We start from the raw sequence: 18551 nt of genomic DNA, 5'->3' as shown, positions 1-18551 counted from the left end.
ATAAATATATTATACATGTAACATATCTATAATCAATGAAAGTTAGAACCAATACTGCAAATGATAATATCAAAAGACTAAATGAAATTTATAAAGTATTGAAAAAGAATGATTTTGGATATTTAATAGAAGAAAATACTTTTTTTAAAAAATTTCCCTTCTTAAGAAACCGTAAACTTTCAAAAGAAGAAGAACTTGGTGATTCCCCTGACGAATCAATTCCGATAAGAATGAGAAAAGTACTAGAGGAATTGGGCCCAGCATATATTAAATTAGGTCAAATGTTAAGTACCAGACCAGACCTTGTTGGAGTGGAAATTGCTGAAGAGCTTCAAAAACTTAGAGATGATACTCCAGTTACTCCTTTTGATGAAATAAAAGAAGTTATCGAAACAGAACTTGGAGATTCAATGAATAAAATCTATGTTGATATTGATGAAACACCAATAGGCTCAGCATCAATAGGGCAGGTTTATAAAGCAAGATTAAGAGAAACTGGTGAAAAAGTTGCCATAAAAGTTCAAAAACCGAATTCACGGGAACTTATTGAAAGCGATATTAAAATAATGAAATTTCTTGCAAAAAGAATTGACCAATTCCTTACAATGACAAAACCATTAAACTTACCGGTAGTGATTAGCGAATTTGAAAGGTCCATTTTAAAAGAAATTAACTTTTTGGAAGAAACAATGAATCTGCAGAATCTTGCAAATAACTTCAAAAAAGTAAGTTATATCAAAATACCTGAAGTACATACCGCCTATTGTAGTGAAAAAGTTATTACAATGGAATATATTGACGGTGTTGCAGTTACAGATTTGCTGAAAAAAGATTATCCAAAAATCGATAAGAAAAAAATTGCAAATTATGGAGTTAAATCTTATTTTAAACAAGTTTTGATTGATGGTTTTTTCCATGCGGACCCTCATCCTGGAAATTTAATTGTAACAAAAGACGGGAAACTTTGCTACATCGATTTAGGTATGATGGGAATATTAAGCGAAAATTTCAAAGAAACACTGGCAGAATTAATACTGCTCCTAATCGGAAGAAATTCCAACAACATCATCAAGCAACTAATTTATATGGACATAATTACACCAGCACAGAATACTGATAAACTAAAAACGGATTTAGATGATCTGTTGAATCTTTATTATGGTGCCGAATTGAGAAACATGGATGGGTTACTTGATGATTTGCTAAATGTAATGGTGGAAAACAATATTGCTCTGCCAAGAGAATTCGTAATGATTGGAAGAGGAATTGCATTAATTGAAGATACCGGTAAAAAATTAGACCCAACATTCAATGCTGCAGAAGAATTGAAGAAACTATCTAGAAAAATTGTTATCAACAAATACAAACCTGAAAGAATTGCAAAATCAAGTATAAATTATTTGTTACAGCTAGAACATTTAGCAAAAGACTTACCAGATACCATAAACAACACCATATCAAAAATTGAAAATGGAAAACTTGAAGTAAATCTAAAACACCTCGAAGTAAGTGAACTCATAAACCAACTTTCAGTATCACTCATTTTATCAGCATTAATTATTGGATCATCTCTTGCAATGTTTATAGAAAAAGGTTATCATATATTTGGTTATCCTATTTTAGGATTAATAGGATTCGTAGTCAGCGGAATTCTAGGCATATACCTAATAATACAGTACATGATAGAGCGAGATTAGAAATATGTGAAAATATACACATATTTTCTGATTTCCCAATGATATGAAAGACCATCTGATTTTTTTAGACATCAACCCAATTTTCCCATCACTTTTTAAAAGTTATTGCAGAATTTATTGCTGATTACATTTAAAAATTGAACAAATTACTTATATGTTTTATTATAAACATATTTATCATAATAAAATCATGAGGTAAAAATTAATGACATTCAAGCATATGATAATCATTATGATATTTTTGTGCTTTGCCTTTTCGCTTTCAAACGTGTCGGCAAGCGATAATGCAAACATTGACAATATCACAATGGTTGATAATGAAATTGAATTGGAAGATTCAAAAATCATTGAAAATATCGATGAGCTAGATAGTGAAATTCAAAATGCAGCCCCCAATTCAACCATTAAACTGGAAAAAGACATAATCGTCAATCAGGATTCTAAATGCAGGGGCCTTGAAATATCCGAAAATATACTTTTCGATGGCCAAGGCCATAAGATTGATGGAAATTCATCAGATATGGATTTTTTATTAAGAGTTCATGCCGATAATGTTGTTTTAAAGAATATCCTATTTACAAATTGGGACATGTCCTATTCATACAACCTTATTGAATGGATAGGTGCAAACGGTCAGATGAAAAATTGTACTTTTATCAACAACACAGCAATCTATGGTGGTGCTGTTGACTGGACAGGAATAAATGGTCTTTTAGACAATTGTACATTTATAAACAATACTGCTGAAAACGGCGGCGGAGTCTACTGGTATGGTATTGAAGGTACTATAGCTGATTGCACATTCTTCAACAATACTGCCGAGATTGGAGGTGCAGCATACATTACAGGAAGAGATACAAAATTGGACAATTCTAAACTTATAAATAATACTGCTGATGATATCGGTGGAGGAATATACGCCGAGGGACTTAACTTTGTTTTGGAGAAGTGTGATTTTGTAAACAATGAGGCAGTTAACGGAGGTGCTCTTTATACAATATCTTACCCAAACTTAATTGATTTATGCAAATTCACAGATAACCGTGCTGATGAAACTGCAGGTGCACTTTATTTGGCATCAGACAACAATACTGTAAAAAATTCAATATTTAGAAATAACTCTGCTAAAACTGCCGGAGCAATTTATAGTGACGTAAACGACAATTTATATGTACTAAATTCAACATTCAATAATAATTCTGCTGATGAATTAGGTGGAGCCATAATGGTAGATTATTATGCAAACATTACTAATTCAACATTTTATGGAAATAATGCAGAAATTGGAGGTGCAATATACTCCGAGAGTGAAACAGAATTTATAAATTCCACATTTTCCAACAACAAGGCCACTAAAGGTGGAGCCATGGCTGTAACTGTTGGTACAATTGTCAACTCAACATTTGTTAAAAACTTTGCAAATGACACTGGAGGGGCAATATATGTTTCAGGCGATTTTATTATAAATAAAATTTATTTCAGCGAAAACACAGCAGGCAATTCATCCAATAACATTTATCTGGATGATGCACATGTAACTATGGTTTTAGACATGAAAATTAGTATTACAAATATCACTTATGGCGATACTTTAAACATTAAGGTTAAAATGCCAAACAATATAACAAAAGGTATGATTGTAGCTAATCTAAACGGTGCGGAATTCAAGACTAACTTATCAAGCAGTCAGGCAACCATAATCATTCCTAAATTGAACATCGGATTATATGATGTTAATTTGTTTTATGAAGGAAGTGAATACAACTCCACCACATTCAATTATATGATAGATGTATACCAAAGGCCAGTAACAATAAGTGCAACTAAAAAAAGCTTTGTAATCAATTATGCAGACAAATATACTGTTACTGTTAAAGACAAAAACAGGAAAGTCATAGCTGGTGAAAAGGTAACAATTTACATCAACAATAAAAAATATACAACAGTTACAACCAACAAGAAAGGTATTGCAACTGTTACAATCACTGCAAGTAAGTTGAAATCACTCAAAGCAGGTTCCAAAACCTTGAAAGTTACAATGTCAGACAATTACAATCCTAATTCAAAATCCGTCAAGATAACTATCAAAAAGGAAAGGACAAAAATTGCTGCTAAAAAGAAAACATTTAAAAAGTCACTCAAGACCAAAAAGTACACAATCCAATTGAAAAACAGCAAAAACAAGGCAATTAAGAAAGTTAAGGTATACTTGAAAGTAAAAGGTAAAACTTACACTGCAAAAACCAATTCAAAAGGAAAAGCTACCTTTAAAATTACTAAACTTAATAAAAAAGGTAAATTTACATCAAAAATTACTTTTAAAACTACTAAATACTACAAAGGAACAATTAAAAAAGTTAAACTAACTATTAAATGAGGTCATTAATATGAAAAGAAAATTGGCAATTATTTGTTTGTTGTTATTTATTTTATGCTCAATTTCAACAGTTTGTGCTGAAAATACTAATGACACTCAAATAATGCAGGAAAGCGATATAAACAATAATCTTGAAATTACTCAAGACCCAATATTAACGGATGACACAAGCGATCTTACAAAGATTATTAACAGTGCATCCGAAGGTTCAACAGTAAAGCTAAACAAAAGTTATACACCGGCGAATCGAATAAACATTGACAAGTCATTGGTCATTGACGGAGCTGGAAATACAATAGACTGTAGCAAAGCTCAATTAAGGTCATCAAACGGTGATATAACCTTGAAGAATTTGAAGTTCACTAATGGAAACTCATTCAATGGCGGATCAATCTACATCACAGGTTCAGCCAAATTTACCATTATTAACTGTACTTTCACAAACAATAAAGCAAACAGTTTTGGTGGAGCAATTTATAATAATGTCGTTGAGACATTAACTATCAAAGACTGCAAGTTCACAGGAAATACTGCAAAACTCACAGGAGGTGCCATATTCTCCAAAGGAAATGTCGTAGTTGAAAAATCTGTCTTTGAAAACAATCAAGCGAAAATTGATGGTGGTGCTATTCACGCCGAAAAATCAGTGGATATTTCAAATTCCAAATTCAATTCCAATAAAGTTGATGGACAAGCATCACATGGTGGAGCTATTCTTGTAAAAAAAGATGCATTCATCGATAATTCTACATTTAACGGGAATTCTGCAATTAGGGGAGGTGCAATTTTTTCATATTCCGATTTAATAATTGAAAATTCAGAATTCATTAAGAACACCGCCAGGGAAGGTGGTGCTGTAAAAGTAACCAGCGACAGTCACCTATATATTGAAAAATCAACATTCAAACAGAATTCTGCAACATCTGAAGGCGGTGGAGCAATATACTCAAACAAATGGCTACATATTGGAAATTCCATTTTTGAACTGAATACTGCAAACCACAAAGGTGGAGCTATCGAAACTGATTACATCCAGTTCAGCGGAAAAAACATCTTCACAAACAACACTGCACAAGACCATGGTGGTGCAATATATACCAACAACATTGGACGCGAAAACAACAACTTAATTTTTAACGGAAATCAAGTAAAAAGTGATTTTGGTGGTGCAATCTACATTAACAAAAAATCTGGTGATGTGAAATTTTCTTCATCTGTATTCAAGAACAATCATGCAAATGCAGGTGACGGTGGAGCAGTATACTCAGACAGTGGTTCAACCAATCTCTTCTTTACCAACTGTACATTCACATCAAACTATGCTAATGGAGGTAAGGAAAAACGTTATGGAGGCGCAGTGCGCTCTAAGGGCAATATTAATGTAAATAACTGTACCTTTAGAGACAATTGGGCTGAAAACTATGGTGGAGCCATTTACACTGAAACCGCAAGTGAAATTAAGAATTCAGTGTTCATCTCAAATCAGGTAAAAAATGGTGGAACCCGTAATGGAGGTGCAATATATGTCAACAAAGCATGTACAATGACAATCTCCGGAAATTACTTTGAAAAGAATGGTGGAGGATCTCGTGGAGGAGCATTATATACTGATTCCATAAATACACATGTAAAATTGACCAACAACGCATTCATTGAAAATTCAGCTAGTGACCAGGGTGTTTCAGTATTCAACACTGGTTATTATGATGTTATTTCAAACAACTGGTGGGGCATAAATAAAGCTTCAATCGGCAATCAGCTAAAAGAATATCATAGAATTGGAAGCAACAAGAACAAAGATGATTCGAAACCACTTTCAGTTTCCATAGTTGCTGATAAAAATGGTTACAGCGGCGTTAAAACTACAATTAAGGTTTCATTTAGCGGATCAGTACCATATTATGTTCTAGACACTTTAAAATATTCCTCAAACAAAAAAGGTGAATTCATAACCAAAAAAATCAATGCAAACTCATTGGAGTTAATTTATGTTCCAAATGAAACCGGAACCCATAAGTTTGATTTCACAATCAACTCCCAGAAACTGTCATATGAAATGAATGTTAAATACATCAGCGTATATGGTTATGACCTCACTAAGACCTACGGTGACGATTCACTATACTCAGCTGTATTCAAGGACAAAAACGGAAAATATTTACCTAAGGGAACCAAAGTGAATTTCAATGTAAATAATATCAATTATGACTGTCAAATTGCGGATGATTATGGGGCTGCGATATTAAATGTCAATTTTGAACCAGGCACATACACAGTAAAGGCCAATAATCCCGTAACTGGCGAATCATATACAAATAAGATTACCATAAATAAAAGAAATGCAATATTTGACATCAATGAACCATACCTAATCAAGTTAAATGCTTCAGCTAACAAGACTGTTACATTCAAGGTTGGAGGCAAAACATTTACAGGCACTACTTCAGATGAAGGATATGCTTATTTCCTATTGAATGTAACTGCTGGAAGTCATACTGTAGAAACAATATACGAAGGCAAGACCATTAAGGACCACATTACCGTATCCAATAAATATGCTGCCATTGATTTGGGATTGAATAGTACATCATATGGAGGATTGTTGCCAGTATATTCTAATGAAACATTTAAGGCAGCTTCCAATACCACATTTTACAGTGTTATCGGGGAGAACACCTACAGATACATTATGACTAACGGTGACGCATTCATATTGTATAATGTGACCGTTTCCAATTCACAGGAGCTTACAAATACCTTAAGAAAAATGGCTCGCAAGGATTATAAGGTTGATGTTACCATCATAAATCTTAAAAAGAACACATATAAAGTATCTGACCATTTCTGGGAAGATTCAGATTGGAAGTATCTGGTCCATTTGAATCACGGCACCCTTATTATCAATGGTGGAGGATCAACACTTGAAGATGATTACAAACACAATTTCGCCAGTCTGGATTCAAATACAAACATCATGGTAAACAATCTTGAATTCAAAAAATTCTACAGAGTATTTGCAAACAATGGTGAAGTATATTGTGAAAATTCAACTTTCACACAAAACGATGCTCGAAAATGGGCTACTCCAACTAAAGGTTCTGTAATTTATAACAAGAACAAGGCTACATTCAGGAACTGTATTTTTAATGGAAATGAGAATGGTGGATCAGATGAAGCTAATCGTGGAGGAGTTTTATATGCAGATTCCAATTCACTGACAAATTTCATCTCATGCAGCTTCAAAACAAAAGGCGATACCGTCCGTGCCGTGGAAAAAAGTATGGTTGTCGTCTATGATACTTCCTGGGGAGCATACAACCATATTAAATACAACGGCTACATTGATAACAATGCATCATTAAGTATAAGAGACGTGTACAGTTTAACTCACAATATAACTAAAAATTTATATGTTACCAATATGGCAGGATTGCAGGATGCCACCGAATGGATTGATAGTTTTAACAATATCACTTCATTCAACATAACTCTCAGCAAAGGAGAATATGTCATAAACAGTGCTGACCTTAAAAAATATAGGGATTCACATGAATGGCGTTCAATAACTGTTAGAGGAGATATAATTTTTGTAAACCCTCGTAGCTTTATAGATGTCAATTCCAAACCAGTAGTAATTAACGGTAACGGAGCTACAATAAAAATCACTGAAAACAATGCCAATGATGATTATCATTTCGCATACATTCCTAAATACGGTTCTTTGACACTAATAAATCTAACATTGTCCGGTTTCAACACTGCTATTCACAACTATGGAACATTCATGGCTATAAACTGTACATTTAAAGACAACATAATCCATCATTTAATGAAGAAGGGTGATGATGGCGGTGCAATAAGAAACTTCGGTACTGTGTTATGCTTCAATTCCACATTCAAAAACAACGGCGCTAATCAGGGTGGTGCATATTACGGTTTTGGAATGTCTTCAAATGCGGTATTTTCAAATTGTCTGTTTACAGGAAATGTAATCAAATCCAACTGGGTATGGAAAAACAACAACAAAAATGATTTGGATATTCAGAATTTAGCTGTTGTCAAATTAGTTAACAGCAGAGGATATTCCCCATCCACAATAAATACCGAAAAAGGAGGATTATATCTGGTTAGGGAAAGCCTCAACGATACGGTTTATAATGTTGTTGTGGACAATCTTGCATCCTTGATGAAAGCTTCAAAAATCGTTAACGGAAATACCAAATATGACGTCATTAATATTACTTTAGTCAAAGGAGAATACGGCATGATTCCTAATTCCCAAACTATATTCAAGGCAGATTACGGATTACTATTAATCAACGGAGCAGGTGCAAGAGTATTTGTTCAAAATCAACATGATGATGACACAACCAAATTCTTGACCGTTGCTTCTCGAGGTAATGTCAGAATAACTGACTTGACTCTAGAAGGATTCAACATTGCCCTTGATAATTCGGGCAAATTGTTAGTTATAAACTCCATATTCAACAACAATAAGGTAGACTATAGATTTAAAGAGGATTATGGAGGTGCTATCGTAAATAAAGGTTCATTGACAGTATTCAATTCCACATTTACCAACAATTATGGAAAATATGCAGGAGCAATTTACAGTGCTGGAAATGCTATGATTCTCCTGTCCACATTTTCAGCTAACAAGGGATACCATGCATCAAAAAATGTCGACATCTACAACAAAGATGGTTATGTTGATGACATTATCATCTCTGGACCTGCCCATAATTACATAGAACAACATCCAATCGCCGCATGGAAAATGGATTTAATTGAAAGTGGTGTTCTACTAGCCACCATACTACTTACAGGTAATGTTGGATATAGTATGACAGCGGCCGGCGTAGCTGGTTTATGGATAACATTAGCCAGTGCAGGAATTGGCGGTGCCCTAGGTACTATTCTGGGAGCCGTTTATACAACAGAATATCAGAATCCTAGCCTCTTCTGGAGCGGTGTTTTAAAAGGCGTTTCCAATGGTTTGAGAGTAGCATCATTTGGTGTTGCTGCATTTAAAATCCCTTTAAATGTGGCAACTAAAGTTGTAGCCACAGGTATTGGCCATGTAGTCTCTAAAGGATTAACTGGAATAGTTAAACTTTCAAGATCCATTTTAAGCAACTACCAAAAAGAAAACAAACTAATATATTTCACATAGGTGAAAATTCCTCGCATAGCGAGGCTTTCATCACTTTTTTTATTTTTTACAACACAATCAACATGCAGCTACTAAACTATATGTTGTCAATATCTATAACATATTAACAAATTTCAATCTACAGTAGAACTTACTGGCTATGATTTTGATGATTATTTCACATGAAGTTGGCAGAGTCGGTAAAAATTCTAAAACTTGAATAACGTTTTAAATACAAAACGGTTATCGATTTGACATTACTGACTATGCCAGATAGTGTGGTCAAGACTATTTTTTTAAATAATAGAAATTTAAATATAAATCTAGACATATTTTCATCAAATCTCACGTTTATTGCACCAAGTTTGAAAACTAAGTTTTAGTCTTTCTGAATATCAATCCAATTGCATTATACTCAACAATGAAAATCAATGAATATGACAAAGTAACCATAACAACACTGAAAACCGGTACAAATTCAAATGACTCCAAAACAACTAAAATTAACAAAACGGCAGTGTAATCAGTAGCATAATTTACCCACCCAATTTTATCAATGTAACCTTTAATCAATTTTAAATTGAACGCATCGATAAACTTACCTCCATCAGCCAGTTGAGCCAAAGCAATTTCCATGAAAAATACGCCAATGTAAAGAGTAATTATGCTTAACAAAAAAAACAATATTGAACTGACAGGATTATGAGTGTAAATCAAATGAATTGTTTCTGGAAGTTTCAAAAAAAACTCCTCAAAATCAAAAGTTGGAAAATTGAACAATCGAGAAATGACAAACAAAAACAGAGTTTGAATACCCCCATAAACAAAAAATACGGTTGTCGCCTTTATACCCAATGGAATACTCCTAAAATCAAATTTAGGTAGGGATTGCCCACCATTTATCACTTCCCTAGTAAATTGCATCCCATATGAAATGTATAAAATTATATATATTAACATAATTATAATGGCACATATACCCTCAAAAGTTCCCACTAAAATTAAACTTAAGAATGTCAGAAAAGTTATAATGACTATGCGTTTTTTGCTGACCATGCAGCATTCAACTGCTTTTTTTGAAAAATATACTATGACATCAAGCATAGGTTTTTATTTATAGTGAATATAATTTATTTTTTACTATTTGAAAAAAACATGCCACAATCATTCAATAGTGTGTTCCATTTGAGTTGAGAAAATTAACTTATATGCAGTGCCCTTCTCTTGTTTAATCAGACTTATATGTCCTCCCAACTGTTTGGTTAAACTTTTGATTATTTCACAGCCTAAATTTGAACTGATATTGTCTGAGTCATCAATACCAACACCATTATCTTTTATAATTAGCTCCGCAGTATCATTACCAACACTTCTTATTTCCTTAGTTATTTTATTGTTGGCAGAGGTTTTATTCGGGAATGCATGTTTAATGGCATTCATTGTTATTTCATCAATGATTAGAAGCAGAGGAGTTATGACTTGAAGAGACAATTCCAAATCTTCATCAACATAAGTTTCAAACTCAATGTTTTTAGGAAAATCAACCACATTTATCATCTTTCTATCATGATCAATCAGATAATCTTTCAAATTAATATTTTTAAAATCTTTAGAATTATAAGTCTTTTCATGAAGTAATGCAAGTGAATTTAAACGTGTTTGCATATGTTCTATGATTAAATTAGGATTATCTTTGTATGCTCTTTTTTCGAGATTTAAAAAACTGCTTAGAATTTGCAGGTTGTTTTTAACCCTATGATGAATCTCCTTAATTAAAATCAATCTATTATCATTGGATGCCATCAATTGTTCTTGTTTAATTCTTTCTTCAGTAATGTCTGTTAAAAAACCGAGACTGTGAGTGGTATTCCCATATTCAAAACGTTCAAGATACAAATTAACGACTTTCCTCTTGTTTGGATTTCCACCAACATAAAAACAAAAAGTTTCATCAATTTTATCAATTTCACCATCAACCAATTTTTCCAAACGTCTAACAGTATCTTTGTCAGTTATATTTTTAAAGATATCTCTAGAATGAACATACTCCTCATAATCCTTTTCAATAAGATAATAAAAACCTTTTGAAAATTTGTATTGTTTAACATTTAAAGGCTCAATCAACAAAGCCAATTTAGTGCGGTCTTTAAATCCATCCAATAAGAAATCAACAGGTTTTGTAATTTCATCATTGGCATATTGGGTTATGTCATTCATCATGCCCTGGCGAACGATAATGCCTGACTCATCAAAATAGGAATAAACGTTAACTTCTATCGTTTTTAGGATACCATCTTTAGTTTTAATGCGGATAACTTCCTCACATTGGGCAGTATCATTATTTGTAATGTCAAAAATCTTATTTACAATGTGTTTGTCTTCAGGTATCACCAAATCAAAAACAATATTGAAATAGTCATCGGATTCTTCTTTTGCACGGTTTATAATGTTATATATACCCTGTGACCAGACATATTTTCCATTGACCCTATAATAGCTACCAGTTTGGGAGAAATTTTCTATTATATCATTTTTATCTTCATCAAAATCCCGATATTCCAAATCAACACGATTGCTTGTCTTTGTATCAATATTGTTGGTAGTTACAAAAATTTTTCCAGCATCAAAAACTATTTTAGCAGTGCTCAATTTTGATAATTTATTTTTATAATAGTATACGAACCTTATATCCTTACTGACATGATTATTATAGACATCAACTAACTCGTCATGTAAAATTTCATAAAATAATGGAGATAATTTACTGAATAATCTTCCTTTCACATCATCAAGAGTGCAATTATATCTATCAAGAGTAAAATTACCTATACTTTGGATAATAAAATCCTTACCCCCCTCATAAGGAATCAAACAATGAATTTCAACTGGAATATTGTTTATGAGTTCTTGAAATTCCAAATCTTCAACATCAAACTCCTTAGGGGCGGGTTTATAAAAATCATTTTGACTAGCATTAAAAATACGAATTTCTTCAATACTTTCCAATTGACGATATTCTTTTTCTACTCTCATATTACACCCAAAATATAATTAAAACTAATATAAACAATATTATGTTGTTAATTATATTTAAATTAAATCATATGCATGCACATATCTCAACCATATCATGAAATTTGTTAAATGTTAATCAATTTTAAATACATTTTTTAATTAAAATCGAATTAATAAAACTATTGTTTCTATTTTATGCATATTCAAACTTTTAAAATTATTTGATGTTTCACTTTGTAGCAAATCACATATGACAAAAAGATTAATGATTAATTGAGATTAAAAAAAAAGAAAAAAAGAAAAAAGATTGGTTTGATTATGCATCAGAGTATAATAAACCAATAGCTCTATTGTAGAAGAATACTAAGTAAACTAAGAAGATACCGAATAAAATATCTCCAACAATATCACTTATACTGCCAATAATGCCTATAAGAACTACAATAATCACAGCTATAATTACAACAAGAATAACAGTTGCAAGAAGTTTACCGAGACCTACTCTGGATATGTCTCCAATAGCTTCACCTATAGCTAAAGCTTCACCTAAACTGTCACTTTTTGCTAATCTGCATTTAGCCATAAAGTTTGCTAAAGCAAATAATATAACTAAAATTAAACTGATTATAGTCATAATCCAGTCTCTGAGGAAAAGTCCTAAAATAAAAATGATAACAGCTGGTACAACGTAATAAACAATAGAGACAATGAGTAATTTGACAGCATTTGAAACTTGTCTTCCAAAATCAATTCCCGGACCATCAGCCCTTCTTTCAATACCAAATTTTACAATATCCAATCCATATCCTTCAATCAAGAACAGTAAAAGAATGAAAACAATGATTCCAACTACTCCTACACCACCAAGAGCAAAACTGGAGAATCCTTTTGTAGCCATAGAAGTTGCAAAAGTAAGTACTGTTGTTCCTCCGATGATTGCAGCAATTATTCCTAAAATCATATATATAACTAAAGCTTTTACATTACGAAATGGATATCCTAAAGCATCACTTATTATATCGCCTACGCTCATTTTATTCACCTTTTTTAATTAATTTGTTTGAATATTTTGTTTAATTAATAAACTCATAATGAGTCAGTATTAATTTCTTTTGATAATCAAATATAAATATTACTATAATTCATTCAAAAAAATAAGTTGTTTTGTTAGATTACTTTCAAATTTTAATCCATTGTTTCCACAGTCAAACACAATATCCCAATACCACCCCATGCATAACTTCTAGAATCTAAAATCTATTTTACGGCACTGCATTTCCGATGAAAAATATGAAAAAGAATTAAGTTAACCAATATCAACTACTAAAAAAGGTTACGATTTAAAAAACACTGTTAAAATAATTATAAAAACCATTGATTAAAAAAATAGTTAGCCAATAATCAAGAAGAATAAATAATCATGAAAGTAAAATAAATGATGAAACAAAATTAACACCCGACAAAACATACATGAAAATTAAAAAAATAAAAAAGAGTAGATAAAAATTATCTACTTTTTAACTTTAACAGTTGTTTTAATAGTGTCTTTAAGATAAGTCACTTTAACAGTGTATGTTTTACCTTTTTTAAGCTTGTTGATAACTTTTTTAGTTAAAATTTTCTGTGCAATACCTTTTTTGTTGGTTTTAGCTTTGTATGTTTTACCATTAAATTTGAATTTAATGATTTTACCTTTAACCAGCTTGCCATTGATTTTAAGTGTTGCTTTCAAGGTAAATTTCTTAGCTGTCTTTTTAACAGTAACTTTACTTGTTTTAAGCACGTGTTTAACAGTAATAGTATTTTTGTAGGTTTTGCCCAAGTATTTGGTTGTTATTGTGTATTTTTTAGGGGCATCGGTTATTTTTATTTTAGCTATTCCGTTTTTATCAGTTTTTACTGTTTTTGTCTTTTTGTTGATTGTGAAGGTGACTTTTGCACCTGCACCAACAGCATGACCGCCAGCAGTTACGACTTTAACAGTGAAATATTTGCCACCATTATAGTCAACTGAAATGTCCTTATTGTTGATGATTTTGGTATCGTCAACAACAGTATAGATTTTTAAACATGCGATTGCATCTTCAGTATAACAATCTATCCAAGTCTGTCCATCATAAGAGAAAAATGAAATATTCTTATCATAATGCAGCCTTGTTTCTCTTAAATCAACACCAGGCATTGCATCTGAGATCATTACAGCTTTAAAGATATCACCTTTTTTGATTGGAATGTATTCATCTAATTTGATAGTATGGTAACCTATGAATGGTGATACTCCTTCCTGAGTCAATCTCAATTCATCGTTTACATAAATCTGAACTTTATAATTGACACCACTGCTGTTGAAGTATGTTCCAACACCAGCAATCAAATCATCATCCAATGCTTCAAAGACATTCATATAACTTATATTTCCATTACCACCTGGAACAAAAGCACCTCCCCATACAATATCATATTGATAGTTCTTATTGTAAGGTACAGTATTTTCAAATATGATTGCTGTAGCTGCTGTATTTATAGCACCAGACATATACGGCAGGAGTGATTGGTCATAATATGAAACATATAAATATCCATTGTCTCCCCAACCAGAACCCCAACTGTTTTTAACAATCCATGCACCATCACCAGGAGGAGGTGTTAAAAACTTTTCTTTTGGGAAATTATCGTCCCATCCTACAATTGAAACGTCATGATTTGGCGTTACAAATACATCAACATACTGTGCATATGTTTCAGTATTATAATAAAGACTTACTTCATCATATCTGGATTGTCCGTAATAACACACATCTACAGAACCGTATTTCAAGATTGCTTCTTTAAGATGTGTGCCATTTGGTATCTCATCATTATGAATGAACATCAAATCTTGAACATGAATGTCCTGATTGGTTGTGATTAGGGGTGAAATTTTTCCCATTTCATCATAGGTATCTGCATCCTGCGTAAATGCTCCAAGCCAACTCAACAGATAACTTACCGCATAATTATTGCTTCCACCTTCATATATTTTAGGAGAACCATAAATTGAATATTTCAACAGGGTATTCTGCATGTTGTTTTCTGAAAAGTCAGTTGTGATACCTGCAGCTTTCAATAATGATGATTCCAAGACTCCAGTCATTCCGAACGTCCAGCAGGAGCCCATCCATCCCTGGGCTTTAACAGATGATGTCCATCTCCAGTCACGTGAATCATATCTGGTCGGAAGAGTAGTGACATTAATAGTGTTATTACTCAAGATTAATTGCATGCCTTCCCCGATTATTATTGTTGCAAAAAATGTATTATTGGTGGAGATGTTGTTATCATTGATGAAAATGTTTGTTTCATCTATAACAGATTGTTTATCAAAAAATGTATAAATAGGATTTGTATTGTTTTCAAAAATTGAATTACTAATAGTATATGCTGAATCATATGCATAAATCGCAGCTCCAGCACTTGCATTGTTATTGAAGAATTTAGATTCTGAAATGTTATAGGTACCCATATCCAACAATATTGCACCACCATAGGTAGGATAACCTTCAATAATATCAACGCCGTTTGAATCAAAAGTACAATTACTGATTACACCATTTACATATGAAAGGTAAACTGATCCACCATTATAAGTTGCATGGCCGTTTATGAATTTTGTATTGTTTAAGAATAAATTTCCGCTTAATTGAAGGAATGCTCCACCAAATCCTGAACTGGTATCCTTAAATACTGTATCAATTATTGTCACAACACCATCATAATCATTGTATAGAACATCTGCAAAAATTGCACCTGCATTTTTAGAGGAAGATGTATTTATGAATTCACAATTTTTAACATATAAATCACCGCCCATCCTAACGCCTATTGCACCTGATGTAATGTTACCTCTTAAATTAATGAATTTAGAATTAATTACTGAAGTTTTGGAACTTCTAAGATACAATGCTGGAGAGTAGGAAGAGTTACTGTTTGAAAAAGTAGCGTTTTCTATGTAAACTATAGAGTTGGCAAGTACTGCAATTTGTGAATACCTGTTGAATATTTTTGAACTTAAATCTGCATTGTAAAGATTCAATACACCTTTCTGAACAAATATTGCTGAACCTGCTTCCGCATAATTGTCTATAAAATCAGAATTGTTACATGTAAGGATTACATTACCATAGAGCCCTACAGCTCCCCCCTCTATTTTTGCATAGTTGCTAATGAAAGTTACATTGTTCAATGTTAATGAACCAGCAGCATATATTGCACCACCAGCAGATTCTGCGGTGTTGTTGACAAAGTTGGTGTTGCTTATTGATCCATTATATGCGTACCAGTAGATTGCACCACCATTGGATTGTGCTATGTTGTTGGTGAAATTACAGTTGTTTTCAGTTCCATTTGATCCTTCCCAGAATATTGCACCACCATTTCCTGTTGCTTTGTTGTTTATGAAGTTACAGTTGCTTACCAACCCATATGCTTTTTGCCAGTTGATTGCACCACCATTAGTTCCAATGTTGTTTATGAATTCACAGTTGCTCATTCTTCCATTTTTTCCTTCCCAATAAGTTGTGCCCCCGTCGTTTCCAGTATTGTTAATGAAAATACTATTATTTACAGCCCCGTTTAAAGCATCAGGCGCCCAATTGATTGCACCACCATTGATTGATGTATTGTTTATGAAGATGGAGTTGTTTATTGTTCCATTTTTTGCTTGACAGTAGACTGCACCTCCCCTTTGTGTTCCTATGTTGTTGGTGAAGTTACAGCCATTTACTGTTCCATTGGCGGAATTGGTGTCCCATTGGATTGCTCCACCACAATATTTTTCTGCAGTGTTATTTATGAAATTGGAGTTGTTTATTGTCCCATTAGAACCATACCAGTAGATTGCACCTCCCATTTGTGTTGCTTTGTTGTTGGCGAAGTTACAGTCATTTACAGTTCCATTAACTCCATACCAGTAGATTGCACCACCTTTATCAGTAGCATTACCGTTTATGAAACCTATATTTTTTAATATAATTCCTGTTCCAGTTATATTGAAAATTCTGGATTGTCCTTGTGCATCCAATATTGCATCATTTCCAACAATTGTCAAATTGTTTTTATCAATTATTACTGGTGTTCCTGACCCTTTATAAAGTCCATTGAGTTCTAATGTATCCCCACTTGCTGCAGAATCTATTACTGTTTGAATGTCAGCAAAAGTATTTCCACCAACAAGTGTTTTTAATGTTGTATTTTCAGAGTCTGTTTTTAATATTTCATTATTTTCTATTTCTTTTAAGCTAGAATCATCGTTTCCTGTTGAAATTTTTTCTTGAGCAATTGCATTATCAGTATCTTGACTTAAATCAGTAATGTTATCATTTATAGCGCTCACACTACCCATTAAAACAAATAGTATCAAAAATACTGATAAACCCATTAACAGTTTATTCCTTGTCTTAATAAGAATCTCTCCCTTTTTAATTTGTATTTGAAAAATAAGTGAGTTTGATTAATACTCATCTTGATGATTTGAACATGATTTAATATTTATTAATTGAAATAGTATTATCAGTTACAACACCAATACTATAATGAAAAGTTTTTATTTAATTGATATTTAAAATTTACTACATATATAATCAAATTTAAATTCGCTATTGTCCGATAAGGTGGGTTTTTCACCGTTGCAAGTGATTGTGTACAGATATTTTTTCTCAATCTCTTGAAGATAATTTTTCTTCAAACACATATATTGAAATGAGTTCAACAACAATTCACACATAAAAGCAAATTAATTAGGATTTACACAAAACTCTTGATTCACTTTTTAAAAATCAAATAAAAAAAATTTTCTTTTTTCACAATAAATAGACTATTGGCTTGAAGTATTCAAAACGAAAGTCAATGTAATTTTTTAATTTCGCTAAATAATTTTTTACGAGTTGTCAGCAAATGCAGTCCTAAAAATATTAGGCTGATAATCGAAGAGGATTTATGAATATGTGAAATTTTATATTTACCAATTGTCAAATTTCTCAATGATTTTTGGCTGGAACAGATGCCGGAAATTATAGTTATCGATAAAGAAATCAACAACCCAATGTTTATGATAAGATCTATGGTTCTTTTAAGAGTGTATTTTCCTTTAGGTATTGCTTTAAAATAGTTTTTATTGAAATTTATATGCAATATAATTAAGAATACCAGTCCAATTCCAATTATTTCATGAATTAAAATAGGAAGGCTGACAAATTCCAATATGATTGCAATACCCATTAAAATGTCTACAGTAATTTTTTTCAACAAATCATCCCCATATTCAATATTCATT

8 protein-coding genes are annotated in these 18551 nt (G+C 32.2%); 3 read left to right on the top strand and 5 right to left on the bottom strand.

Going from position 1 to position 18551, the window contains the following annotated elements:
• Positions 1-35 precede the first annotated feature (35 nt).
• From QZN45_RS00645 to QZN45_RS00635, 3 genes are all read left to right on the top strand, one after another.
• Positions 36-1697, top strand: coding sequence for an AarF/ABC1/UbiB kinase family protein (locus QZN45_RS00645; protein ID WP_296810498.1), 1662 nt, complete (start codon positions 36-38; stop codon positions 1695-1697).
• A gap of 205 nt (positions 1698-1902) precedes the next feature.
• Complete coding sequence (locus tag QZN45_RS00640; RefSeq protein WP_296810496.1) at positions 1903-4074, top strand: hypothetical protein; 2172 nt, start codon at positions 1903-1905, stop codon at positions 4072-4074.
• A gap of 10 nt (positions 4075-4084) precedes the next feature.
• Positions 4085-9247 (top strand): right-handed parallel beta-helix repeat-containing protein, encoded by a 5163-nt coding sequence (locus tag QZN45_RS00635; protein WP_292606330.1) that lies wholly within the window; start codon positions 4085-4087, stop codon positions 9245-9247.
• A gap of 351 nt (positions 9248-9598) precedes the next feature.
• On the opposite strand, the gene QZN45_RS00630 is transcribed toward QZN45_RS00635, so the two are convergent.
• The 5 genes from QZN45_RS00630 to QZN45_RS00610 all read right to left on the bottom strand — a co-directional run bounded on the left by QZN45_RS00630 (position 9599) and on the right by QZN45_RS00610 (position 18550).
• A complete protein-coding gene (locus QZN45_RS00630; RefSeq protein WP_330047706.1) occupies positions 9599-10282 on the bottom strand; it encodes a DUF4013 domain-containing protein in 684 nt (227 codons plus the stop codon).
• A gap of 108 nt (positions 10283-10390) precedes the next feature.
• Positions 10391-12259: a histidine kinase dimerization/phosphoacceptor domain -containing protein gene (locus QZN45_RS00625; protein ID WP_296810492.1), complete on the bottom strand. Its 1869-nt coding sequence runs from the start codon at positions 12257-12259 to the stop codon at positions 10391-10393.
• A gap of 298 nt (positions 12260-12557) precedes the next feature.
• Entirely contained in the window at positions 12558-13274 is a 717-nt protein-coding gene (locus QZN45_RS00620) for a DUF4013 domain-containing protein (RefSeq protein ID WP_292606336.1), read from the bottom strand.
• Between the two features lie 477 nt (positions 13275-13751).
• On the bottom strand, positions 13752-17612 hold the full coding sequence (locus QZN45_RS00615) for a C1 family peptidase (protein WP_296810488.1): 3861 nt from the start codon (positions 17610-17612) through the stop codon (positions 13752-13754).
• Between the two features lie 509 nt (positions 17613-18121).
• Positions 18122-18550, bottom strand: coding sequence for a DUF4405 domain-containing protein (locus QZN45_RS00610; RefSeq protein WP_296810485.1), 429 nt, complete (start codon positions 18548-18550; stop codon positions 18122-18124).
• Position 18551 lies beyond the last annotated feature (1 nt).

Source organism: uncultured Methanobrevibacter sp. (genome assembly GCF_900314695.1).
Lineage (GTDB): Archaea > Methanobacteriota > Methanobacteria > Methanobacteriales > Methanobacteriaceae > Methanocatella.
This window is presented reverse-complemented; position numbering and strand designations above follow the sequence as displayed.